We start from the raw sequence: 21,295 nt of genomic DNA, 5'->3' as shown, positions 1-21,295 counted from the left end.
GATGCACGTGACCAGCACACCCAGCGCTTCGGGCGCCGCCGGGTCCCCGGGAGTCGCCGTCATCGGCTACGCCTTCATGGGCAAGGCGCACTCCCACGCGTGGCGCAACGTCGCGGCACTCCGCCCCGGCGCACCCGGCGTACGCCAGCAGGTGCTGGTCGGCCGTGACGCGGACGCCGTGGCGGCCGCGGCCGGGCAGTACGGCTGGACCGAGTCGGCCACCGACTGGCGCGAGGTCCTCGACCGCGACGACATCGACATCGTCGACGTCTGCGTCCCCGGCCACCTCCACGCCGAGGTGGCGATCGCCGCCCTCGAGGCCGGCAAGCACGTCATCGCCGAGAAGCCGCTGGCCAACACGATGGCCGAGGCGGAGAAGATGGTCGCCACCGCGCAGGCCGCCCGCGAGCGCGGCGTGCACTCGATGGTGGGCTTCAACTACCGCCGCGTGCCCGCGCTGGCGCTGGCGCAGCGACACATCGCCGAGGGCCGCCTGGGCGACGTACGGCAGGTGCGGGTCTCCTACCTCCAGGACTGGCTGGCCGACGACGCAGCGCCGATGACCTGGCGGCTGCGTCGCGAGCTGGCCGGCTCCGGCGCGCTCGGCGACCTGGCCTCGCACGCGGTCGACCAGGTGCGCTTCCTGCTCGGCCAGGAGGTCACCGCCGTCAACGCGATGACCCACACCTTCGTCCCGGAGCGCACCGGCGCCGACGGTCCCGAGGAGGTCACCGTCGACGACGCCGCCTGGGGCACCCTGCGTACCGACGGCGGTGCCGTGGTCAGCCTGGAGGTCACCCGCATGGCGACCGCCCGCAAGAACGCGCTCGGCATCGAGGTCTACGGCAGCAACGGCGCCCTGCGCTTCGACCTCGAGTCGCTCAACCACCTCGACGTCTGCCTCGACGGTTCCGACACCTTCTGCCGCCAGCTCGTCACCGAGCAGCACGACCCCTACATCGACGGCTGGTGGCCGCCGGGCCACGTCCTCGGCTGGGACGCCACGTTCACCAACCAGGCCGCCGACTTCCTCGCCGCGCTCGCCGCTGGCCGCGAGCCCACCCCGTCCTTCGAGGACGGGCTCGCCGTCCAGCGCGTGCTGGCCGCGATCGAGGCCAGCTCCGCGCGCGGCGGCAGCTGCGTCGAGGTCGACGGGGGCCTGCTCTGATGGGTCGCCCCTTCACCCTCTTCACCGGCCAGTGGGTCGACCTCCCGCTGGAGGAGGTGGCCCGGCTCGCCTCCGAGTGGGGCTACGACGGGCTCGAGGTGGCCGTCTCCGGCGAGCACCTCGACGCGTGGCGCTGGGACGACGAGGCCTACGTCGCCGAGCGCCTCGGCATCCTGGAGAAGCACGGCCTCCAGCTGCACGCCATCTCCAACCACCTCACCGGCCAGGCGATCTGCGACGACCCGATCGACTTCCGTCACCAGGCGATCGTGCGTGACCACGTGTGGGGCGACGGCGACCCGGAGGGCGTGCGCCAGCGCGCCGCCGAGGAGATGAAGCTGACGGCGAGGCTCGCGCAGAAGCTGGGGGTGAAGACCGTCGTCGGCTTCACCGGCTCCTCCATCTGGCAGTACGTCGCGATGTTCCCGCCGGTGCCCGCCGAGCGGATCGAGGCCGGCTACCAGGACTTCGCCGACCGGTGGAACCCGATTCTCGACGTCTTCGACGAGTGCGGCGTGCGCTTCGCCCACGAGGTGCACCCCTCCGAGATCGCCTACGACTACTGGACGACGCGCCGGGCCCTCGACGCGATCGACAACCGGCCGGCGTTCGGCATCAACTGGGACCCGAGCCACATGATGTGGCAGGGGATCGACCCGGTCGCGTTCATCTCCGACTTCGCCGACCGGATCTACCACGTCGACTGCAAGGACACGCGGATGCGGATGGGCGGCGGCCGCAACGGCATCCTCTCCTCGCACCTGCCCTGGGACGACCAGCGCCGGGGCTGGACGTTCGTGTCCACGGGGCACGGCGACATCCCGTGGGAGGACTGCTTCCGCGCCCTCACCGCGATCGGCTACGACGGGCCGATCTCGGTCGAGTGGGAGGACGCCGGGATGGACCGCCTGCGCGGCGCCCCCGAGGCGCTCGAGCGGCTGCGCGCGCTCGACTTCGAGCCGCCCGCCCAGTCCTTCGACGCCGCCTTCAGCAAGCAGTCGGAGACCTGAGCGAGGGCAGCCCCCTCGAGCACCATGAAGGCAGTTCGCCGGGACGGTCGCCTGATCCACGCTGAGGCGTCCCGCTCCTGACCCGAACTGCCTTCGCGGTGCCTGCGTGACACATCCCACGTCGCGGCCCCAGCAGGCTCGCGCTGCGGCACGATGACGCCATGAAGACCAACCCGGGCAGCTTCTTCGAGGACTTCAGCGTCGGGCAGGTGATCGAGCACGCCACCCCGCGCACCGTCACCGAGGGCGACCGCGCGGTCTACGGCTCGATCTACCCGACCCGGTTCGCCGTTCCGTCGTCGGCGGAGTTCGCTGCGTCCGTCGGGCTGGCCCCGCACCCGGTCGAGGAGCTGGTCGGCTTCCACATCGCGTTCGGCAAGACGGTGCCCGACGTCTCCCTCAACGCCGTGGCCAACCTCGGCTACGCCGAGTGCCGCTTCCACCTGCCCGTCGTGCCCGGCGACACGCTCCGCACCCGCTCGGAGGTCATCGGCCTCAAGCAGAACTCGAACGGCCGCACCGGGGTGGTCTGGGTGCGCTCCACCGCGACCAACCAGCGGGGCGAGGTGGCGATCGACTGGGCCCGCTGGGTGATGGTGCACAAGCGCTCGGCGGACGCACCGGCCCCGGAGACCGTCGTACCGCCGCTCGCGGACGTCGTCGCGCCCGGCGACCTCGTGGTTCCCGCCGGCCTCGACTTCTCGTCGTACGACGTCGTGGCCGCAGGGTCGCCGCACCGGCTCGGCGACTACGAGGTGGGGGAGCGCATCGACCACGTCGACGGCGTGACGCTGACCGACGCCGAGCACATGATGGCCACCCGGCTGTGGCAGAACACCGCCAAGGTGCACTTCAACACCGACGCGCGCCCCGACGGCCGGCGGCTGGTCTACGGCGGCCACGTCATCTCGCTCGCGCGCGCGCTGTCCTTCAACGGCCTGGCCAACGCCCAGCTCGTCGCTGCGATCAATGCCGGCGCGCACGTCGCGCCCGCGTTCGCCGGTGACACCGTCCACGCCTGGTCCGAGGTGCTCGACACGGCGACCCTGGACGCACCGGGCGTCGGGGCGCTGCGCCTGCGGCTGGTCGCCACCCGGGGCCGCGACGTGTCGATGACCCTGCGCGGCGAGGACGGGACGTACGCCGAGGGTGTCCTGCTGGACCTCGACTACTGGGCGCTCGTGCCTCGCTGAGCCACCCGCCGGAGGACACGCCCGAGAGCGGTGCGTGAGCCACCTTCCGGAGGCTCGGAAGGTGGCTGGGACACCGCTCGACCGGGCGCCGACGCCACGGTCCGCGAGAGCAGGTGGTCGGCGATCGCCGACACGGCCTCGTCGAGCGTGTCGACCGGGGCGAGGCCGACGCGGGGCAGCACCGTGCGGGCGGCAGCGAGCAGCTCCTCGTCGGTCGCGTCGTCGGGGGTGCGGCCGTCGCGGGGCGGCGCCGGCATCAGGTCGTCGAGGTCGCCCACGACGTCGTACGAGCTGGCGCGGAGGTCGGCGACGACTGCCGCCGAGCGCTCGTGCACCCAGGCGTGGTGCCGGGCGGGAAGCACGAAGGACTCACGCGCTGCGCTGCCGACGAGCGCCCCGGGTACGAACGTCGTCTTCACGTGGCGGGCGAGCGCGGGGGACCGCTCCGAGCGTGGCAGTCGCTCGTTGATCCGTCGCAGGAGCTCCGCCTCGACGAGGCCGAGGGAGCTGTTGGGCCGCTCGGCCTCGGTGTCGAGGCCGTCCACGTCGACGCCGAGCACCGACGCGGTCCGGAGCCACAGCTCCTCGCGCGGCGCCCCATGAGGAGGCACGACGACGAGGTGCGCGCGGTCCGCGGGGAGCCCCACCGACCAGAGCGCGAGGATCGCTGGCACGTCCTGGTAGCGCCAGAACTTCTGGTCGTCCTCGTCGCGCCGGACCGTCGCCAAGAAGCGGCGGTAGGGCTGCCGGGCGCCCATCTTGACCCGCTGCTGCCAGGCCGAGGGGAGCACCCGGCCCAGGTCGCGGGCGGTGACGACCACGTGGACCTCGTCCGCGGTGGCGGCGAGGTCGTCGAGCGCGGCCCGGGCCGCGTCGGCGGGGGAGTCGGCGAAGTGCTCGTTGGTGAGCAGCACGTCGTCCGGCCAGTGTCGTGCCTCCTCGACGAGCCGCCGCCAGGCGTCGCGCTCGCGCTCGACGAGCGTGTCGACCACGGCGGTCATCCCCTTGACGACAGCGGCGGCGGCGAAGTGGTCGCGGCGCGCGCCGGGCAGCAGCAGCCCGCGGCGGCGCAGCTCGTCGCGGTGCCGCCACCAGAGGTCCTGCAGGAAGGAGGTCCCCGACTTCGCCGTGCCGACGTGGATGAACACCCGGCGAGCCATGCGGGTGACCCTACTGCGTGGCGTCAGAATCGGTCCGTGGCCTGGGATCGCACGTTCTTCTACGACACCTACCCGCGGCTGGAGGCGGCCTTCTCGGCACGGCTGGACGAGAGCCTGGCGCCGCGGGACCCGTCGGTGCTGCTGCAGGTGGTGCGCGAGCTCGACCTGCGTCCCGACAGCCGCGTCGTCGACGTCGGGTGCGGTGAGGGCGCCCACGCCGTCCGGCTCGCGACCCACTTCGGCTTCCGCGTGCTGGGCATCGACCCGGTGCAGCGCCACCTCGACCTCGCCCGCGCGACCCGTCGCGACCTCGTGCCCGACATCGCCTCCCGCCTCGCCTTCGAGCGCGGCACGGCCACGCACGTGCCGGTGGCCGACGCCTCCCTCGACCTGGTGTGGTGCCGCGACGTGATGGTCCACGTCGAGCACCCCGACGACGCCTTCGCCGAGTTCGCCCGGGTGCTGCGACCGGGTGGCCACGTCGTGTCCTTCCAGGCCGTCGCCACCGACCTGCTCGGCGCGGAGGAGGCCGACTGGCTCTTCGACGTCATGGGCGTCGTCCCGGCCTCGGCCGACCCGCGGGTGGTCGACGACGCGATCGCCCGGTCGGGGCTCGACGTGGTCGACACCGTCGACCTCTGCACCGAGTGGGGGGAGTGGTCGCAGGAGCAGGACGGCAGCGGCGGTCGCGCGCTCCTGCACCTCGCGCGGCTGCTGCGCGATCCCGAGCGTTACCGGGCCGAGTTCGGTGAGGCGGCGTACGACGTCATGCTGGGCGACTGCCGGTGGCAGGTCTACCGGACGATGGGCAAGCTCGACGCGCGGATCGACGTGCTCCGCAAGCCATAACCGCTCGACCCGGCTCGGGGCGTTTGGCAGGGTGGGCACCTCGTACCGTCACCGACGAGGAGGACCTCATGGCTGATCAGGACCCCAACGCAGACCTCAAGGCGAAGATGCGGGAGGCCCTCGATCGCAAGAAGGGACACGACCACCCCGACGACCGGGCCGACTCCCGCGAGAAGGCCCACGGCTCCGAGGTCAACGACAAGAACGTCGCGAAGCCGATGCACCGGCGCAAGGCCGGCGGCGGCGGCGTCTGAGGGCGCTCACGACACCTGTCGCGCGCCGGCGGACACCTCGTCCGCCGGCGCGAACGCCTTCGCCAGCCAGAACAGTGCGATGACCAGCACGAGGGGCACGGCGAACCCGATCCTCAGCGAGCTGGAGCCGACGGCGCCGGTCAGGACGGCGCCGAGCAGCGCGCCGGCGTAGTTGAACTGGTTGAAGCGCGCCACCACTGCGTCGACCCGCGCCCGCCGCGTCGCCGGGTCGGCGTCGCGGCCGGCCAGTGCGGCGGCCGCGGAGAAGCTCAGCGGTGCCACCACGGCGACGCCGCAGCCGAGCAGCGTGAAGCCGAGCACGGCGACCGGCCACGACGGCGCGGCAACCACGACCGTGAGCGCGACGAGGGCGATCACCGCCCCGACCCGCAACAGGTGGACCGCGCCCATCCGCTCGGTCAGGCGGTCGCCGGCCAGCCGGACCACGCCGCTCGCCACGAGGTAGGGCAGCGTGGCCAGGGCGACCAGGTCCGCAGGAGCGTCGAAGACGTCGTCGAGGTAGACCGGCCCCCAGGTCGCCGCCGCGGTGTCGACCGTGTAGAAGACGACGAGCGCCAGGCCGACCATCACGATCGCCCGCCACGGGACGTCGGTCTCCGTGCTCGTGGCCGGACCGCCGTGGTCGCGACGGAGGTACGGCGCCCCCGTGGCCGCGAGCGGCAGCAGCGCCACCAGCGCGACCGCCGACCACGGGGCGTCGCCGGTGGCCAGGGTGACGACCGCACCGACGATGCCGCCCAGCGTCCACGCCCCGTGGCACGACGGCAGCACGACCCGGCCCCACCGGTGCTCGAGGGCCACCGCCTGCATGTTGCCCGTCGCGTCGACGAGCCCGAGCCCCACGCCGTAGGCCGCGAGGCCGAGGACGAAGACCGGTCGGGTGGGCGCGAGGACGGCCACCGCGACCGACACGGCGACGACCACGAGCCCGGCACGCAGGACGACGGCGCTGTCCAGGCGCGGGGCGAGCCGCTCGGCGAGCAACGACCCCACGCCGGCCAGCAGCACCATCATCAGCAGCACGCCCGACAACGCCAGCTCGTCGAGGTCCCAGCGGTCCTGGAAGCGGGGCAGCCGCGTGGTCAGGCTGATGAACACCAGGCCCTGCACGGCGAACGCCGCGGCGATCGCCCAGCGCGCCCGGCGGAGGTCGGCGCTCGTCATGTCGAGCATGGTGGCAGCCCGGCGCGGCGCCCGTGGCAGACTCGCGGACATGACCTCCGGTGGCGTGCAGTCCGACGGTCCCGAGCTCTGGGTGGTCCGGCACGGTGAGACGGAGTGGAGCCGCGACGGCAGGCACACCTCGGTGACCGACCTGCCGCTCACCGGGACCGGCGAGGAGGCGGCGACGGCGCTGGCGTCCCGGCTGGCCGAGGTGGATTTCGACCTCGTCCTGACGAGCCCGCGCCAACGCGCGCGTCGTACGGCCGAGCTGGCCGGATTCGCCGACGCCGAGGTCGACGACGACCTGGTCGAGTGGGCCTACGGCGACTACGAAGGAGTGACCACCGCGGAGATCCGCGAGGACGTGCCGGGCTGGACGATCTGGACGCACCGCGTGCCGGGTGGCGAGACCGCCGACGAGGTCTCCGCCCGGCTGGACCGCGTCGTGGACCGCGCGCGCGACCACGACCGCACGCTCGTCTTCGCCCACGGCCACTCGCTGCGCGTGCTCACCGCCCGCTGGGTCGAGCAGCCGGCCGACATGGGCCAGTTCTTCAGGCTCGACACCTCGACGGTGTCGGTGCTCGGCTTCGAGCGCGAGCACCCGGCGCTGCTGAAGTGGAACAGCTGACGTGCGGATCGACCTCCACACGCACTCCTCGGCCAGCGACGGCACCGACACCCCCGGCGACCTGGTCCGCGAGGCAGCGGCAGCCGGCCTGGACGTCGTGGCGCTGACCGACCACGACGCGATGTCCGGCTGGGCGGAGGCGCAGGACGTGGCCGACGAGGTCGGCATCACGCTCGTGCCCGGCCTCGAGATCAGCACCCGCTTCGGCCACCGCGGCGTGCACCTGCTCGGCTACCTGCCCGACCCGACCGACCCGGCGCTGGTCCTCGAGCTCGACCGGATCCTCGAGGGACGCACCGCCCGGACGCCGGCCATCGTGGCGGCCCTCCGCGCCCACGGCATCGACCTCACCCAGGACGACGTACGACGCGAGTCGGGCGGATCGGTCGCCGCCGGACGGCCGCACGTGGCCGACGCGCTCGTGCGGCTCGGTGTCGTCCGCGACCGCACCGAGGCGTTCGCGACGCTGCTCAGCCCGGGGCAGCCGGGCTACGTCAACCGCTACGCGTCCGCGCTGGAGGAGATGATCCCGCTCGTCGTCGCCGCCGGTGGCGTGGCGGTGGTCGCGCACCCCTGGGGCCGGGGCAGCCGCTCGGTGCTGTCCGCGGAGGCCCTCGCCGGGCTGAGGGACCTCGGTCTCGCCGGGATCGAGGTCGACCACCAGGACCACTCGGTGGCCGACCGGGCCGAGCTGCGCGCGATCGCCGCCGACCTCGACCTCGTCGTCACCGGCAGCAGCGACCACCACGGCCTCGGCAAGGTCGACCACGACCTCGGGGTCAACACGACCGACCCGGAGCAGTACGAGCGGCTGCTCGCGCTGGCCGGCAACCCGATCGGTGGCTGAGCCCGCCCGCACGCTGCCCGACCGCGTCCTCCTCTACGGCGTCACGGGCAGCGGCAAGTCCACCGCGGCGCTCGCGATCGGCGCCCGCACCGGCCACCCGGTGACGCTGGTCGACGAGCTGACCTGGCTCCCCGGCTGGGTGCCGGTCGACGGCGAGGAGCAGCGCGACCTCATCGGCGAGGTCGTCGCGGGGGAGCGGTGGCTCCTCGACTCGGCGTACGGCGCCTGGCTCGACCTCGTCCTGCCGCGCGCGGAGCTCGTGGTCGGGCTCGACTACCCCAGGTGGCTCTCGCTCGGCCGGCTGGTGCGCAGGACGGTCCACGGCGCGATCACGAGGGAGCCCCGCTGCAACGGCAACGTCGAGACGTGGCGCAACATGGTGGCGCGCGACTCGATCATCGTGTGGCACTTCCAGTCGTTCGCCCGCAAGCGGTCCCGCATGCGGACCTGGGCGGCCTCGCCCGACGGGCCGGCCGTGCTCCTCTTCCGCCACCCGCGCGACCTGGAGTCGTGGATCGCGACCCTGGGCTGACGCGCCGGTCGATCAGCGGCGGACCATCCGCCGCTCGAGCCCGACGTCCTCGGGCTTGGTCGCGCCGTCGAAGGCGAAGCCGTGGCGCTCGTAGAAGCCGATCGCGCGGGCGTTGCGGTCGAGGACCCAGAGGTAGGCGGGGGAGTCGCCGATCGCCGCTCCAAGGAGGGCGTGCCCCACCCCGGCGCCGTACGACGACGCGCGCACGTAGAGCGCCATGAGCTCGAGCGGCGGCAGGTCGTCGTCGGGGTCGCGGCCGGTCCCGGTGCTCGAGAAGCCGATCAGCCGGCCGTCGGCGGACCGGGCGAGGAGGTTGTCGCTCGAGCCGTTGGCAATGATCCCGCTCCAGCTCGCGACCCGCTCGGCCCGGCGTGCGCGGCGCTCGGTGAACACCGACGCGGGCATGAGGTCGGCGTACGCCTCCTCCCAGACGACGAGGTGCAGGTCGGTCAGCTCCTCCGCGTCGCCGACGCGGGCAGGTGCGATGCGCACCGTCAGCGACGGCCCATCGACTGTGTCAGCCGGAGGACGCGGTTGGGGATGGCGGTGGTCAGCACCCGGATCGTCTTGTACTGGGCTCCGGGGATCGAGTAGGCGCGGCCCTTGTCGAAGTCCTCCAGCGACTTGCGGACGAGGAAGTCGGCGTCGAGCCACATGAAGCCCTCGCCGCGCCGGACCTGCATCCGCTGGTGGAACTCGGTCTTCGTGAAGCCCGGGCAGAGGGCCATCACCTTCACGCCGCGCGACCTGTACTCCAGGTGTGCCCACTCGCTGAAGCTGTTCACCCACGCCTTGGACGCCGAGTAGGTGCCGCGGGGGAGGAAGGCGGCGACGCTTGAGACGTTGATGATGCCGCCGTGGCCGCGCTCGGCCATCGGGCCCAGGGCGGCGTGGCTCAGCCGCAGCACGGCGGTGACGAGGACCTCCAGCATCGCGGTCTCGTCGTCGGCGCTGTTGTCGAGGAAGCGCTGCTTCAGCCCGAAGCCGGCGTTGTTGACCAGCAGGTCCACCGGCCGGTCGCGGTCGGCGAGCCGCGCCTCGACCGTGGCGAGCTGCTCCCGGTCGGTGAGGTCGGCGACCAGCACCTCGACCTCGACCTGGTGGGCGCTGCGCAGCTCCTCGGCCACCTGCTCGAGGCGGGCCGAGTCGCGCGCCACGAGGACGAGGTCGTCGCCGCGGGCGGCGAGCTGGACGGCGTACTCGTGGCCGATGCCGGCGGTCGCGCCGGTGATGAGAGACGTGGTCATGGCGGCAGCATTTCAGGACATCCGCCGCGTCCGCGAGCCGGTCCGGCACAATTGCCGGCAATGAGCACCAAGAGCCGGGGAACGGCCCCCGTCACGCTGGCCGTCGCCAACCAGAAGGGCGGGGTCGCCAAGACCACGTCCGTCGCCTCGATCGGCGCCGCGCTGGCCGAGCTCGGGCACCGCGTGCTGCTGGTCGACCTCGACCCTCAGGCCTGCCTGACCTTCTCCCTCGGCATCGACCCGGAGGACCTCGAGACCTCGGTCCACCACGTCCTGACCCAGGGCGTCGACCCGACCGAGGTCATCATCGAGACAGAGGACGGGGTCGACGTCCTGCCGGCCACGATCGAGCTCGCCCGCGCCGAGGCCGACCTGCTCACGCGCACCGGGCGCGAGCACGTCATCAAGGGCGCGCTCGAGCAGCTCGCCGAGGACCTCGAGGACGCCGAGGAGGGGGCCTACGACTGGGTGCTGCTCGACTGCCCGCCCTCGCTCGGCGTGCTGACGGTCGCCGCGCTCACCGCAGCCGACGGCGTGCTCGTGCCGCTGCAGTGCGAGACGCTCTCGCACCGCGGTGTGGGTCAGCTCCTCGACACCGTCCACGACGTACGCCGCTTCACCAACCGCGGCCTCGAGGTGTGGGGCGTGCTGCCGACGCTCTACGACGGCCGCACCAACCACGCTCGCACGGTGCTGGAGACGATCAGCGAGACCTACGACCTCGAGGTCGTCGAGCCGCCGATCCCGAAGACGATCAAGTTCGCCGAGGCCCCCGCCGCAGGCCGGTCGATCCTCGCAACCAGCCGCAGCAGCAAGGGGGCCACGGCCTACCGCGAGGTCGCCCAGAACCTCGTCGAGCGGGCCCGGAGGGCTTGAGGGTCAGGCCTTGGGGGCCTCGACCGACTGCCCGCCGCGGGTGCGGCGACGGTTGCGGTTGCGGCGGCGCGGGGCGTCACCGGACTTCTCGGCGGGGGAGTCGGAGCGACCCGAGTCGGAGCGGCCCGAGCCCGAACGACGCTCGCGAGGAGCCCGCTCCTTCTTCTCGACCGGGGCGGGGTCGACGACACGGCCCTTGGTGCCGGCCGGGATGCCCTGGTCGTGGAAGAGGTGCTCGGAGGTCGAGTAGGTCTCCTGCGGCTCGTCGAAGGGCAGGTCGAGCGCCTTGTTGATCATCTTCCAGCGGTGCAGGTCGGCCCAGTCGACGAACGTGATGGCCGTGCCCGAGGCACCGGCGCGACCGGTGCGGCCGATGCGGTGGACGTAGGTCTTGTCGTCCTCGGGGCACGTGTAGTTGATGACGTGGGAGACGCCGCGGACGTCGATGCCGCGCGCTGCGACGTCGGTGCAGACGAGGACCTGGATCTTGTCCTCGCGGAAGCGGGCCAGCGCCTTCTCGCGCGCGACCTGCGCCATGTCGCCGTGGAGGGGGGAGGCCTTGAAGCCGCGCTCCTGGAGGTCCTCGGCCACGCGCTGCGCCTGACGCTTGGTGCGGGTGAAGACGATCATCTTCTCGGCGTCCTCGGCCTGCAGGACGCGGCCGATGATCTCGGTCTTGTCGAGGTCGTGCGCCTGGTAGATGAACTGCGCGGTGGCCGGGACGGTCGCGTTCTCGTAGGACGACTCCGCACGGATGTTCATCGGGTGGCGCATGTGGGTGCGGGCGAGCGCGACGATCGCCGCCGGCATCGTGGCCGAGAACAGCATCGTCTGCCGGGTCTCGGGCGTCTTGGAGATGAGGGTGATGACGTCGGGCAGGAAGCCGAGGTCGAGCATCTCGTCGGCCTCGTCGAGCACGAGCGCGTGCACGTGGGAGAGGTCGAGGGCCCGGCGGTTGGCCAGGTCGATGAGGCGGCCGGGGGTGCCGACGACGATGTCGACACCGGCGTCGAGGGCCTCGAGCTGGGGCTCGTAGCCCACGCCGCCGTAGACGGTGAGGACCCGCAGGCCCATGTCCTTGCTGGCGAGCGCGAGGTCGCCGGACACCTGGAGCGCGAGCTCGCGGGTCGGGGCGACGATGAGGGCCTGCGGCTTGCCCTGCGGGAGGTCGGCGTAGGCCGGGTCGGAGGGGGCGACCGAGCGCTGCAGCACGGGGATGCCGAACGCCAGGGTCTTGCCGGTGCCGGTGCGGGCCTGGCCGATGAGGTCGGTGCCGAGGAGCGCGACCGAGAGGGTCATCTCCTGGATGGCGAAGGGGGTGGTGATGCCCGCGCGCTCGAGGGCGTCGCAGATCTCGGGCAGCACGCCCAGGTCACGGAAGGTGGTCACGAGATGGTGTCTCTCTGCTGAGTCGGATGTCCCACGTATGCGGTCAGCCCACTCGAGAGGCCCCTTGGTGGGCGAGTGCCGACCGCGCACATACAGGCGGCCACCGGCAGATGCGTCGGCGGCTCGGTCACCATGATGCTATCGCTAGGCTGCGAACATGACGGAATCGCCCGACGAGGACTACCGGCGCGCCGCAGTCGACCTCCTCGGAGCCATCGCGTACGGCGAGCTGTCGGCCTTCGAGCGCCTGGTCGAGGACGCCAAGATGGCGCCCGGGATCGGCGACAAGATCGCCATCGGGGCCATGGCCACCGCGGAGTTCGGGCACCTGCAGAAGCTGGTCGAGCGGCTCGAGCAGCTCGGGGCCGACCCGGCCGAGGCGATGCAGGCCTTCCGGCCCAGCTTCGACAGCTTCCACGCGCACACCGCGCCGTCCGACTACTACGAGGGCCTCATCAAGGCCTACGTCGGCGACGGGCTGGCCGCCGACTTCTACCGGGAGATAGCCGCCTACCTCGACCCGGAGACCCGCGAGGTGATCATCAGCTCGCTGCAGGACACCGGGCAGACGGCGTTCATCGTCGAGCGCGTGCGGGCCGGCATCGCCGAGGACCACCGGCTCGGCGGTCGGCTGGCGCTGTGGGGCCGGCGGCTGATGGGCGAGGCCCTCACCCAGGCGCAGCGCGTTGCCGGCGACCGCGACTCGCTCACCGCGTTGCTCGCCGGGGGAGTGGACCGCCCGGGCCTCGACCTGGCCGCGCTGGGCCGGATGTTCACCCGGCTGACCGAGCTGCACACCGACCGGATGGCCCAGCTCGGCCTGGAGGCCTGAGCGCGGGTCAGACCCGCGTGCGGGTGCCGGTGTTGCGTCCGGTGATGGTCGATGCGATGACGACCAGGACGGCGGCGGTCAGGATCGCCACGATGCCCTGGGTCCAGTCCAGGCCGCGGCTCCCGTCTCCCCCGAAGGCCTGGTAGATGACTCCGCCCAGGATCATGCCGCCGATGCCGCAGACGACCGTGAGCCACAGGGGGATGTTGTCCTTGTCGCCCGGTGCGACGAACTTGCCGAGCAGACCGACGATGGTGCCGACCACGAGGTAGAAGATGATGGTCCAGAGCATGATGGGTCACCCTTTCTTTGCCACGAGCTCGTGGCAGGAGTGCCGGCAGGGTGTGCCGGCGTCACCATCATGTTCCCCGTCCCGGGGCGGATCAATCACCACGCCGCCCGGAAGGAGGGGTGTTCCCCCTCCGTGCGAGGCGCCGTGCGACGCGTCAGCGGAAGCCGACGGTGCTCGCGGTCGGTGAGCCGAGCTCGACGTAGGCGATCTTGTCCGCGGGCACGACGACCGAGCGGCCCTTGGTGTCGGCCAGCCGCAGCACGCCGCTGCCGGACAGGGCCTCGGTCAGCCGCGCCTCGATGTCCTCGGGCGTGCTGTCGGTGTCGAGCACCAGCTCGCGCTGCGCGTGCTGCACGCCGATCTTGACCTCCACGATGTTGCTCCTCAGCTCGGGGTGTTGGTGACGTCTCGATGATGCACGTTGGGTGGTCGGGCCGGTGACCCGGTCAGTGGTCGTCGGTCATCGGGTAGCCCCGGATCCCGCGCCAGGCCAGACCGGCGATCAGGGCCGCCGCGTCGTCCTGGGGGATCTGGCCGCCGCCCGCGAGCCAGAACCGCGCCGACACCTGCGCCATTCCCACCAGCGACACCGCGAGGAGCTCGGAGGCCTCGTCGGGCAGGCCGGTGTCGGTGCGGATCACGTCGGCGATCATCGACGCGCACTCGGTGGTGACGCGGTCCACGCGCTCGCGCACGTCGGGCTCGCTCGTGAGGTCGGACTCGAAGACCAGCCGGAACGCGCCCTCCTCGGACGCGACGTAGCTGTAGAAGACCTTCATCGTCGCCGCGACGCGGTCCTTGTTGTCGTTGGTGGAGGCGAGCGCCTCGCGGCAGTTGTCGATGATCAGGTCGCAGGAGGTGTCGAGCAGCGCGAGGTAGAGGTCGAGCTTGCCCGGGAAGTGCTGGTAGAGCACCGGCTTGGACACCCCGGCCCGGTCGGCGATGTCGTCCATCGCGGCCGCGTGGTAGCCCTGGGCGACGAACACCTCGAGCGCCGACTCGAGCAGCTGGACGCGCCGCTCGCGCCGCGGCATGCGCCCGCCTCGCGGTCGGGGGTGGACGCCGCCGGACGTGGTGTCGGTGCTGCCTGCGGTCACGTCGTACTCCTGCTTGCCGGGGGGTGGTGCCGAGCTGTGCTGGGCCGTGCAGCCGGAGGGTACTGCCGGGTAGGCCACGCCGAGCCTATCGGCAGCCGGACGTGCGAGGAGGGACCCCGGGTGTCCCGGCCGGGGCTGCGTCCGCATCGCGGGACCGGTCGAGGGCGGTCGGGGGCCGCGGGGAACATGGAGGTGCTCGGTGCTGTTGCACCGAGACCCGAGTCGAGGAGAAGACGTGTCGTTCCCTGCACTTGTCGAGCCCGCAGCCGAGCTCACCACCGACGAGGTGCGCCGCTACAGCCGCCACCTGATCATCCCCGACGTGGGCATGGCCGGGCAGAAGCGGCTGAAGAACGCCAAGGTGCTCGTGATCGGCGCCGGTGGGCTGGGCTCGCCCGCGCTGCTCTACCTGGCCGCGGCCGGCGTCGGCACGCTCGGCATCGCCGAGTTCGACGAGGTCGACGAGTCCAACCTCCAGCGCCAGATCATCCACGGCATGTCCGACATCGGCCGCTCCAAGGCCGAGTCGGCCCGGGAGTCGATCGCCGAGGTCAACCCCTACGTCGAGGTCGTCGTGCACGACGAGCGCCTCGACAACGACAACGTGCTGCAGGTGTTCGAGGGCTACGACCTCATCGTCGACGGCACCGACAACTTCGCGACCCGCTACATGGTCAACGACGCGGCCTACTTCCTGAAGATCCCCTACGTCTGGGGCTCGATCTACCGCTTCGACGGCCAGGCGTCGGTCTTCGCGCCGACCCTCGCCGACGACGCGCCGTGCTACCGCTGCCTCTACCCCGAGCCCCCGCCGCCGGGCATGGTACCCAGCTGCGCCGAGGGCGGCGTGCTGGGCGTGCTGTGCGCGAGCATCGGCTCGATCCAGGTCAACGAGGCGATCAAGCTGCTCACCGGCATCGGTGACCCGGCCATCGGCAAGCTCGTCATCTACGACGCCCTCGAGCTCGAGTGGCGCAAGCTGAAGGTCCGCAAGGACCCGAGCTGCGCGCTGTGCGGCGACAACCCGACGGTCACCGGTCTCATCGACTACGACGCCTTCTGCGGCGCCGTCTCCGACGAGGCCGCTGAGGCGGCGGCCGGCTCGACCATCTCGGTCACCCAGCTCGAGGCGATGCTCAAGGAGCGCGAGGAGGGCACCCGCGACTTCGAGCTCATCGACGTCCGCGAGCCCAACGAGTTCGAGATCAACCGGATCCCGGGCGCCAGGCTGGTCCCCAAGGGCGAGTTCCTCAACGGCAACGCGCTGGGAGACCTGCCCAGCGACAAGCCGATCGTCCTGCACTGCAAGTCGGGTGTCCGCTCGGCTGAGGTGCTGGCCATCGTCAAGGGTGCCGGCTACGCCGACGCGGTGCACGTGGGTGGCGGCGTCGTCGCGTGGGTCAGCCAGGTCGACCCGAGCCAGCCCGCCTACTGACGCGTAACCCCTCACGACGCACGTCGTTGGGAGGGGCATGCGTACACCCACGAAGCTCCTCACCCTCACCGCGGTGGGCCTCGTGGCCGCGGCCGCCACGAGCGCGCCCGCGACCGCTGCCCCGAAGAAGCAGGCGCGCGCCGCCTGGGCGCCTGCCGCCTCGGCTGCCATCCACCCCGGCGTGCAGATGTACACCGAGAGCGCCCAGTGCACCGCCAACTTCGTCTTCACCGACACCGCCGGCACGACGTACGTCGGCTACGCCGCGCACTGCGCCGGCACCGGTGAGGCGACCGACACCAACGGCTGCGATGCCGGCTCCCTGCCGCTCGGCACCAGGGTCGACTTCGTCGAGGGCGGCTCGCTGGTCACCGAGGGCACCCGCGTCGGCGGTGGCACGCTCGTCTACTCGTCGTGGCTCGCGATGCAGGAGAACGGCGAGACCGACGACAACGCCTGCGCCTACAACGACCTCGCGCTGGTGGAGGTGGATGCCGCCGACACCGGGAAGGTCAACCCGTCCGTGCCGTTCTGGGGAGGACCCGTCGCGGTGAACACCAGCGGCACCGCCGTCGGCGACACCGTCTACTCCTACGGCAACTCCAGCCTGCGTGCAGGCGTGGAGCTCCTGTCGCCCAAGCAGGGCACGAGCCTCGGCACCGAGGGTGAGGGGTGGTCGCACCCGGTCTACACGGTCACGCCCGGCGTCCCGGGTGACTCGGGCTCGGCGTTCCTCGACGCCGAGGGCAACGCGCTCGGCACGCTGTCGACGCTGGCCCTGGCGCCGCTGGCCGGATCCAACGGTGTCGGCGACCTCGCCCACGAGCTCGCCTACGCCCGGGCCACGAGCGGCATCGCCGGTCTCCGCCTGGTGCCCGGGACGGAGCCCTTCAGCCCGATCCTCTGACCTCTCCGAGGCGCCAGCCCCCACCGGGCGCCCTCGCATGGCGCGACCCTGTCACCTAGGGTCGCGCCATGCGTGCGTTCGGGGACTGGTCGCCGGGCCTGCGGGCCGTGGCGGCCGTGTCCGCGACCACCCTGTTCATGGTCCTGGTCGCCTGGGCCACGCTGATCGGTCCGGACGAAGTGTTCACCGGCCCCGGACCAAACCCCGCCACCACGACGACCGATACGTGCATCCCCCTGCCCGTGACCACGGCCGCCGACGGATCGACCTCCGTCGAGGTCCCGGAGGACTTCGCCGAGCGCCCCTACTGCGAACCGCCGCCGGGCTTCGGCGGCGAGGACTCGGGGCAGGTCGCCGAGAAGGAGCCCCCCGTGTGGGTCGGTGTGCTCACCTGGCTCCTCCTCGGCGCGGCCGCCGCAGGCGGGCTCGCGGTCCTGGTGTGGCTCGCCGCCCTGGTCCTGCGGGAGCTCCGGGCACGACGCCTCCGCGACGACGAACGCACCGAGATCGGGTTCACCGTGCTCGACGAGCAGGCCCGGCTGGCGCAGCAGGTGGCTGCTGACACCGCAGAGCAGGAGGCGCTGCTGCGTGAGGGAGACCCCCGCAACGCGATCGTCGCGGCGTGGCGCCGCTTCGAGGTGCAAGGTGAGCGGGCCGGCGTGGCACGGCGCCCGTCGGAGACGTCGTCGGAGTACGGGATGCGCGTCCTCGACCTCGCCGAGGCCGACAACGGCTCGGTGAACCGCCTCGCCGAGCTCTACCGCGAGGCGCGGTTCTCCGACCACCCGGTCACCGAGGAGCACCGCGAGCGCGCGCTCGCTGCTCTCGCCGACGTCCGCCGCAGCCTCGGGGTGAGGTCGTGACCCGGATCCCCGCGCGGTGGCGCGGGCGAGCGGGCGGAGGCGTCGTCCTGGCGTGCCTGGGCTACGCCCTCGCGACCTGGATGGACATGGATCCCCAGCCACTGCCGTACGTCGTGTGGTCGGTCGTCGTGCTGACGACGGCGTACCTCGTCATCGACACCGTCGACGTCCCCACCGCCGAGTGGCAGCAGGGACCGCCGCCGACGGACCGGGTCGACGAAGCCTCCTCCGACCTCCGTGTCCTCTCCAGCCACGTGCAGTCCGACCAGCCGTCCGACGCGCTGGCCCACCGGCTCGTGGGGCTCGCCCGCACCCGTGACCCTGACCTCGGCGACGCCCTCGGGCGCGAGCTCGCCGGGACCCGCCGGCTGTCGCCGGCCGACATCGACCGCATCCTGACCCGAATCGAGGACGTCCGTGACCGACGCTGACCAGCCCACCACGCCACCCGCTCAGGTCGCCGGGTTCGCCGAGCGCGTCCTCGACGAGGTGGGCCGCGCCGTGGTGGGCAAGCGGGAGGTCCTCTCGCTCGTGCTGGCCGGCATCCTGGCGAAGGGGCACGTGCTGCTCGAGGACTTCCCCGGCCTGGGCAAGACGCTGGCGGCGCGCTCCTTCGCCGGCGCGCTGGGACTGGAGTTCTCGCGTGCGCAGTTCACCCCCGACCTGCTGCCGGCCGACCTCACCGGCTCCTACGTCTACGACCAGCGCCGGGCGGAGTTCGACTTCCGCCCGGGACCGGTGTTCGCCGGACTCCTGCTCGCCGACGAGGTCAACCGCACCCCGCCGAAGACGCAGGCGGCGCTCCTCGAGGCGATGCAGGAGGGCCAGGTCACCGTCGAGGGGACGACGCACCCGCTGCCGAGCCCGTTCCACGTCCTGGCCACCGCCAACCCCGTCGAGTACGAGGGCACCTACCCGCTGCCGGAGGCGCAGCTCGACCGCTTCCTGCTGCGGGTCGCCTTCGGCTACCCCACCGCGGGGGAGGAGCACGACGTCCTGCGCCGCCGCCTGGACCGGCAGCGCGAGGAGGTCGACATCGCCCAGGTCACCGACGCCGCCGGCCTCGCCGCGGCGCAGGCGGCGGTCGAGCGGGTGGTCGTGGACGAGTCGGTGGCGCGCTACTGCGTGGACCTCGTCGCGGCGACCCGCTCCCACCCCGACGTCCTCACCGGCGCCTCGCCGCGCGGCAGCCTCGGACTGGTGCTGACCGCCCGGGCGTGGGCGGCGATCCGCGGGCGCGACTTCGTCGTCCCGGAGGACGTGAAGGTCGTCGCCCGGGCCGTGCTGGCCCACCGGATCACGGTCAAGCCGGACCTCTGGATGACGGAGGCCTCCGGCGCCCGCGTGGTCGACTCCGTGCTGTCGTCCGTCGAGACCCCGCGGACCCTGGAGGCGCACCGGAGCGGGCACCCGTGACCTCCTGGCGGCCGACGCCCGCGCTCGTGCGAGCCTGCCTGCTCGGGCTGGGTGGGGTGAGCCTCGGGATCGTGCTGGGCCAGGAGGTGCTGGCCGTGCTGTGCGCCCCGTTCGTGGTCCTGGCCGCGTCCGGGCTCGCCGGCCACCCGCGCCGCCGGGTCGACGTGGTCGCCCACCTCGACCACCGCCGCCTGCACGAGGGGCAGGGCACGACGTCACGCCTCGAGGTCGACGACCTCGCCGGCGTCGAGCACGTCACCCGCGTCGCCGGCCGCGCGGCCCACGTGGCCAGCTCGCCGACGTACGGCGCGGTCGGCTCCCTCGTCGACGAGGGCCTGCCGACGGTCGGGTTCAGCCCGCGTCGTTGGGGTCGCCGCGCCGTGGGCGCCGAGCGCGTCGCGCTCACCAGCGCGTGGGCGGGCTGGCGCTGGGGCCCGGTGCACCTCCCCGAGACCACCCTGGTCGTCCTGCCCCGCACCGCGCCGTACGACAGCCGGGCCGAGGTCCCGCAGCCCGACGGCCTCGTGGGCCGGCACCGCTCGCGGCGGGTGGGCAGCGGCACCGAGTTCGAGGGCATCCGGCACTTCGCCACCGGAGACCGGCTCAAGCGGATCAACTGGCCGGTCTCGCTCCGCACCGGCGAGCTGCACGTCGTCACCACGCGCGCGGAGCAGGACGCCGGGGTCTGGATCGTCGTCGACGCCCTGCGCGACATCGGCGTCTCGGGTGGGATCGACGGCCGCACCAGCACGCTCGACCGCACCGTGCGCGCGGCCGCGGCCCTGGCCGAGCACCACGTGCGCACCGGTGACCGGGTCGGGCTGATCGTGGTCGCCGCCAACGGCGCGCGGGTGGCACTCGGGTCCGGACCGCGTCACCTGCAGCGGCTCCTCGGCACGATCGCCCGCATCCGCACCGACGCCCGCAGCACTCCTCCCGAGCGCCTCGAGCTCGGCACGGAGTCCGGGAGCGCCGTCCACGTCCTGTCGCCGATGCTGTTCACGCCGCTGGTCACCGCGACCGCGAGCCTGCAGCGCAGCGGGACCTCGGTGGTCGTCGTCGACATCCTGGGGGACGCGCTCACGCCTCCAGACGGTGCCGACCCGCTCGCCCTGCCCCACCTCGCGATGCGGATGCAGCAGATCGAGCGCGACGACCGGCTGCGACGCCTGGCTGCCCTCGGCGCCCCCGTGGTGCCGTGGCGCGGGCCGGGCACCCTCGACACCGTCCTCCAGCAGCTGGCGCGCCGGGCGCAGGTGCCGAAGGTGCGTGCGTGATGCGGCTCCTCCGGCCCGGCGTCACCCCGCTCGCAGTGGTCCTGCGCGCCCTGCTCCTCGTGCTGCCGTGCGCTGCGCTGGCGGTGGCGCTGCCGCAGGTGCCGCACGGCCTGGTGGTCGCCGGGGTCGTGCTGTCCGCTGCGGCCTGGGCCTGGCTGCCCGACCACGCCGTCGGCGTCGTGCCGCTCGCCCTGGTCGCCGGCTGGTGGGCGGTGCACGACGTCGTCGACTGGCGGCTGCTCGTCGTCGGGATGCTGCTCGTCGCCGCCCACGTCGTGGCCACGCTGGTGTCCTACGGGCCGCCGACGCTCACGGTCGACCCGCGCCTGGCGCGGCTCTGGCTCGCCCGTGGCGCGCTGGCGCTCGTGCCGCTCCCGGTGACCTGGCTCGCGGTGCGCGGCCTCGACCCGGCGCTGGCGCCGTCCTGGCTCTGGCTCCTCACGGGCGTGGTCGCCGTGGGGCTGCTCCTGCTCACCGCCCGACTCACCCGGCCGGAGGAGGCATGACGACCGAGGAGGAGCGCGAGCTCTACGCCGAGCTCGTCCTGCAGTGCGCCGAGTCGGTCCCGCGCGGTCGGGCGACGACGTACGGCGCCATCGCGGACGTCGTCGGCGAGCGGCTCGGGCGCGGCGGGCCGCGCCTCGTCGGCTCGGTGCTGGCCGCCCACGGTGGGGGCGTGCCGTGGTGGCGGGTGGTGCGGGCGGACGGCTCCCTGCCGCCCTCGCACGACGAGGAGGCCCGGCAGGCGTACCTCGAGGAGGGCACCCCGTTGCGGGGCAACGGGTCCGTGGATCTGGCACGGGCGTTCTGGCCGCCTCGCCTCGGGGCAGAATGA

Annotated in this window: 26 protein-coding genes; 18 read left to right on the top strand and 8 right to left on the bottom strand. The window is 72.9% G+C overall.

The genetic code is table 11. The features are described from left to right. The first annotated feature begins 7 nt into the window (after positions 1–7). From AC3A3L_RS01910 to AC3A3L_RS01900, 3 genes are all read left to right on the top strand, one after another. Complete coding sequence (locus AC3A3L_RS01910) at positions 8–1,168, top strand: Gfo/Idh/MocA family protein (protein WP_487638342.1); 1,161 nt, start codon at positions 8–10, stop codon at positions 1,166–1,168. Further along, positions 1,168–2,178: a sugar phosphate isomerase/epimerase family protein gene (locus AC3A3L_RS01905; protein WP_487638341.1), complete on the top strand. Its 1,011-nt coding sequence runs from the start codon at positions 1,168–1,170 to the stop codon at positions 2,176–2,178. Before AC3A3L_RS01910 ends, AC3A3L_RS01905 begins: the two co-directional genes overlap by 1 nt. 161 nt (positions 2,179–2,339) lie before the next feature. Next, the gene (locus AC3A3L_RS01900) at positions 2,340–3,371 is read left to right on the top strand and encodes a MaoC family dehydratase (protein WP_487638340.1); all 1,032 of its coding nucleotides are present in this window, start codon (positions 2,340–2,342) and stop codon (positions 3,369–3,371) included. On the opposite strand, the gene AC3A3L_RS01895 is transcribed toward AC3A3L_RS01900, so the two are convergent. After that, complete coding sequence (locus AC3A3L_RS01895; protein WP_487638339.1) at positions 3,347–4,531, bottom strand: hypothetical protein; 1,185 nt, start codon at positions 4,529–4,531, stop codon at positions 3,347–3,349. The two genes, AC3A3L_RS01900 and AC3A3L_RS01895, sit on opposite strands and share 25 nt — an antisense overlap. A 36-nt stretch (positions 4,532–4,567) precedes the next feature. Here AC3A3L_RS01895 and AC3A3L_RS01890 point away from each other — a divergent pair, with 36 nt between their 5' ends. Continuing rightward, positions 4,568–5,380, top strand: a complete 813-nt coding sequence (locus tag AC3A3L_RS01890; protein ID WP_487638338.1) for a class I SAM-dependent methyltransferase — start codon at positions 4,568–4,570, stop codon at positions 5,378–5,380. A gap of 68 nt (positions 5,381–5,448) precedes the next feature. Then, positions 5,449–5,634 (top strand): DUF5302 domain-containing protein, encoded by a 186-nt coding sequence (locus AC3A3L_RS01885; RefSeq protein ID WP_487638337.1) that lies wholly within the window; start codon positions 5,449–5,451, stop codon positions 5,632–5,634. A 6-nt stretch (positions 5,635–5,640) separates the two neighbouring features. On the opposite strand, the gene AC3A3L_RS01880 is transcribed toward AC3A3L_RS01885, so the two are convergent. Further along, positions 5,641–6,819: an MFS transporter gene (locus AC3A3L_RS01880; protein WP_487638336.1), complete on the bottom strand. Its 1,179-nt coding sequence runs from the start codon at positions 6,817–6,819 to the stop codon at positions 5,641–5,643. Between the two features lie 49 nt (positions 6,820–6,868). Between AC3A3L_RS01880 and AC3A3L_RS01875 the strand changes: the two genes are divergently transcribed. Genes AC3A3L_RS01875 through AC3A3L_RS01865 form a run of 3 tightly spaced genes read left to right on the top strand, consistent with a single transcriptional unit; the run spans position 6,869 to position 8,829 of the window. Continuing rightward, the gene (locus tag AC3A3L_RS01875) at positions 6,869–7,450 is read left to right on the top strand and encodes a histidine phosphatase family protein (protein WP_487638335.1); all 582 of its coding nucleotides are present in this window, start codon (positions 6,869–6,871) and stop codon (positions 7,448–7,450) included. A gap of 1 nt (position 7,451) precedes the next feature. Next, complete coding sequence (locus AC3A3L_RS01870) at positions 7,452–8,297, top strand: PHP domain-containing protein (RefSeq protein ID WP_487638334.1); 846 nt, start codon at positions 7,452–7,454, stop codon at positions 8,295–8,297. Then, on the top strand, positions 8,290–8,829 hold the full coding sequence (locus tag AC3A3L_RS01865; RefSeq protein WP_487638333.1) for a P-loop NTPase family protein: 540 nt from the start codon (positions 8,290–8,292) through the stop codon (positions 8,827–8,829). Before AC3A3L_RS01870 ends, AC3A3L_RS01865 begins: the two co-directional genes overlap by 8 nt. A gap of 12 nt (positions 8,830–8,841) precedes the next feature. On the opposite strand, the gene AC3A3L_RS01860 is transcribed toward AC3A3L_RS01865, so the two are convergent. Both AC3A3L_RS01860 and AC3A3L_RS01855 read right to left on the bottom strand, forming a co-directional pair. After that, the gene (locus tag AC3A3L_RS01860) at positions 8,842–9,321 is read right to left on the bottom strand and encodes an N-acetyltransferase family protein (protein WP_487638332.1); all 480 of its coding nucleotides are present in this window, start codon (positions 9,319–9,321) and stop codon (positions 8,842–8,844) included. Positions 9,322–9,323: 2 nt separating this feature from the next. Then, positions 9,324–10,076, bottom strand: a complete 753-nt coding sequence (locus AC3A3L_RS01855) for an SDR family NAD(P)-dependent oxidoreductase (protein WP_487638331.1) — start codon at positions 10,074–10,076, stop codon at positions 9,324–9,326. 60 nt (positions 10,077–10,136) lie between these two features. Between AC3A3L_RS01855 and AC3A3L_RS01850 the strand changes: the two genes are divergently transcribed. Next, a complete protein-coding gene (locus AC3A3L_RS01850) occupies positions 10,137–10,952 on the top strand; it encodes a ParA family protein (RefSeq protein ID WP_487638330.1) in 816 nt (271 codons plus the stop codon). 3 nt (positions 10,953–10,955) lie between these two features. Here AC3A3L_RS01850 and AC3A3L_RS01845 read toward each other — a convergent pair whose 3' ends face one another. Then, entirely contained in the window at positions 10,956–12,341 is a 1,386-nt protein-coding gene (locus AC3A3L_RS01845; protein ID WP_487638329.1) for a DEAD/DEAH box helicase, read from the bottom strand. A 157-nt stretch (positions 12,342–12,498) separates the two neighbouring features. Between AC3A3L_RS01845 and AC3A3L_RS01840 the strand changes: the two genes are divergently transcribed. Further along, complete coding sequence (locus AC3A3L_RS01840) at positions 12,499–13,173, top strand: ferritin-like fold-containing protein (RefSeq protein WP_487638328.1); 675 nt, start codon at positions 12,499–12,501, stop codon at positions 13,171–13,173. 7 nt (positions 13,174–13,180) lie between these two features. Here AC3A3L_RS01840 and AC3A3L_RS01835 read toward each other — a convergent pair whose 3' ends face one another. From AC3A3L_RS01835 to AC3A3L_RS01825, 3 genes are all read right to left on the bottom strand, one after another. Then, the gene (locus AC3A3L_RS01835; RefSeq protein WP_487638327.1) at positions 13,181–13,465 is read right to left on the bottom strand and encodes a GlsB/YeaQ/YmgE family stress response membrane protein; all 285 of its coding nucleotides are present in this window, start codon (positions 13,463–13,465) and stop codon (positions 13,181–13,183) included. 154 nt (positions 13,466–13,619) lie between these two features. After that, entirely contained in the window at positions 13,620–13,838 is a 219-nt protein-coding gene (locus tag AC3A3L_RS01830; RefSeq protein ID WP_487638326.1) for a DUF3107 domain-containing protein, read from the bottom strand. 73 nt (positions 13,839–13,911) lie between these two features. After that, a complete protein-coding gene (locus AC3A3L_RS01825; protein ID WP_487639815.1) occupies positions 13,912–14,499 on the bottom strand; it encodes a TetR/AcrR family transcriptional regulator in 588 nt (195 codons plus the stop codon). Positions 14,500–14,797: 298 nt separating this feature from the next. Here AC3A3L_RS01825 and moeZ point away from each other — a divergent pair, with 298 nt between their 5' ends. The 8 genes from moeZ (at position 14,798) to AC3A3L_RS01785 (ending at position 21,295) form a co-directional block, all read left to right on the top strand. Then, positions 14,798–15,997, top strand: a complete 1,200-nt coding sequence (gene moeZ / locus AC3A3L_RS01820; RefSeq protein WP_487638325.1) for an adenylyltransferase/sulfurtransferase MoeZ — start codon at positions 14,798–14,800, stop codon at positions 15,995–15,997. Positions 15,998–16,034: 37 nt separating this feature from the next. Beyond that, entirely contained in the window at positions 16,035–16,904 is an 870-nt protein-coding gene (locus AC3A3L_RS01815) for a hypothetical protein (RefSeq protein WP_487638324.1), read from the top strand. A gap of 68 nt (positions 16,905–16,972) precedes the next feature. Then, positions 16,973–17,767 (top strand): DUF4129 domain-containing protein, encoded by a 795-nt coding sequence (locus AC3A3L_RS01810; protein ID WP_487638323.1) that lies wholly within the window; start codon positions 16,973–16,975, stop codon positions 17,765–17,767. Continuing rightward, on the top strand, positions 17,764–18,198 hold the full coding sequence (locus AC3A3L_RS01805) for a hypothetical protein (RefSeq protein ID WP_487638322.1): 435 nt from the start codon (positions 17,764–17,766) through the stop codon (positions 18,196–18,198). The genes AC3A3L_RS01810 and AC3A3L_RS01805 overlap by 4 nt, the downstream gene beginning before the upstream one ends. Further along, entirely contained in the window at positions 18,185–19,183 is a 999-nt protein-coding gene (locus AC3A3L_RS01800; RefSeq protein WP_487638321.1) for an AAA family ATPase, read from the top strand. Before AC3A3L_RS01805 ends, AC3A3L_RS01800 begins: the two co-directional genes overlap by 14 nt. Continuing rightward, complete coding sequence (locus tag AC3A3L_RS01795) at positions 19,180–20,460, top strand: DUF58 domain-containing protein (RefSeq protein WP_487638320.1); 1,281 nt, start codon at positions 19,180–19,182, stop codon at positions 20,458–20,460. The genes AC3A3L_RS01800 and AC3A3L_RS01795 overlap by 4 nt, the downstream gene beginning before the upstream one ends. Continuing rightward, a complete protein-coding gene (locus AC3A3L_RS01790) occupies positions 20,457–20,966 on the top strand; it encodes a hypothetical protein (RefSeq protein ID WP_487638319.1) in 510 nt (169 codons plus the stop codon). The genes AC3A3L_RS01795 and AC3A3L_RS01790 overlap by 4 nt, the downstream gene beginning before the upstream one ends. After that, positions 20,963–21,295 carry an MGMT family protein gene (locus AC3A3L_RS01785; RefSeq protein WP_487638318.1) on the top strand — a complete coding sequence of 111 codons (333 nt, stop codon included), beginning with the start codon at positions 20,963–20,965 and terminating at the stop codon, positions 21,293–21,295. The genes AC3A3L_RS01790 and AC3A3L_RS01785 overlap by 4 nt, the downstream gene beginning before the upstream one ends.

The organism is Nocardioides sp. Soil_C_8, assembly GCF_057656315.1.
This window is presented reverse-complemented; position numbering and strand designations above follow the sequence as displayed.

Excerpts from the sequence above, each read along its gene's own strand:
- AC3A3L_RS01810 (WP_487638323.1), top strand. The coding sequence starts at position 16,973 with ATGCGTGCGTTCGGGGACTGGTCGCCGGGCCTGCGGGCCGTGGCGGCC.
- AC3A3L_RS01825 (WP_487639815.1), bottom strand. The coding sequence starts at position 14,499 with ATGCCGCGGCGCGAGCGGCGCGTCCAGCTGCTCGAGTCGGCGCTCGAG.
- AC3A3L_RS01885 (WP_487638337.1), top strand. The coding sequence starts at position 5,449 with ATGGCTGATCAGGACCCCAACGCAGACCTCAAGGCGAAGATGCGGGAG.
- AC3A3L_RS01895 (WP_487638339.1), bottom strand. The coding sequence starts at position 4,531 with ATGGCTCGCCGGGTGTTCATCCACGTCGGCACGGCGAAGTCGGGGACC.
- AC3A3L_RS01905 (WP_487638341.1), top strand. The coding sequence starts at position 1,168 with ATGGGTCGCCCCTTCACCCTCTTCACCGGCCAGTGGGTCGACCTCCCG.
- AC3A3L_RS01855 (WP_487638331.1), bottom strand. The coding sequence starts at position 10,076 with ATGACCACGTCTCTCATCACCGGCGCGACCGCCGGCATCGGCCACGAG.
- AC3A3L_RS01880 (WP_487638336.1), bottom strand. The coding sequence starts at position 6,819 with ATGACGAGCGCCGACCTCCGCCGGGCGCGCTGGGCGATCGCCGCGGCG.
- AC3A3L_RS01900 (WP_487638340.1), top strand. The coding sequence starts at position 2,340 with ATGAAGACCAACCCGGGCAGCTTCTTCGAGGACTTCAGCGTCGGGCAG.
- AC3A3L_RS01875 (WP_487638335.1), top strand. The coding sequence starts at position 6,869 with ATGACCTCCGGTGGCGTGCAGTCCGACGGTCCCGAGCTCTGGGTGGTC.
- AC3A3L_RS01850 (WP_487638330.1), top strand. The coding sequence starts at position 10,137 with ATGAGCACCAAGAGCCGGGGAACGGCCCCCGTCACGCTGGCCGTCGCC.
- AC3A3L_RS01815 (WP_487638324.1), top strand. The coding sequence starts at position 16,035 with ATGCGTACACCCACGAAGCTCCTCACCCTCACCGCGGTGGGCCTCGTG.
- AC3A3L_RS01835 (WP_487638327.1), bottom strand. The coding sequence starts at position 13,465 with ATGCTCTGGACCATCATCTTCTACCTCGTGGTCGGCACCATCGTCGGT.
- AC3A3L_RS01840 (WP_487638328.1), top strand. The coding sequence starts at position 12,499 with ATGACGGAATCGCCCGACGAGGACTACCGGCGCGCCGCAGTCGACCTC.
- AC3A3L_RS01785 (WP_487638318.1), top strand. The coding sequence starts at position 20,963 with ATGACGACCGAGGAGGAGCGCGAGCTCTACGCCGAGCTCGTCCTGCAG.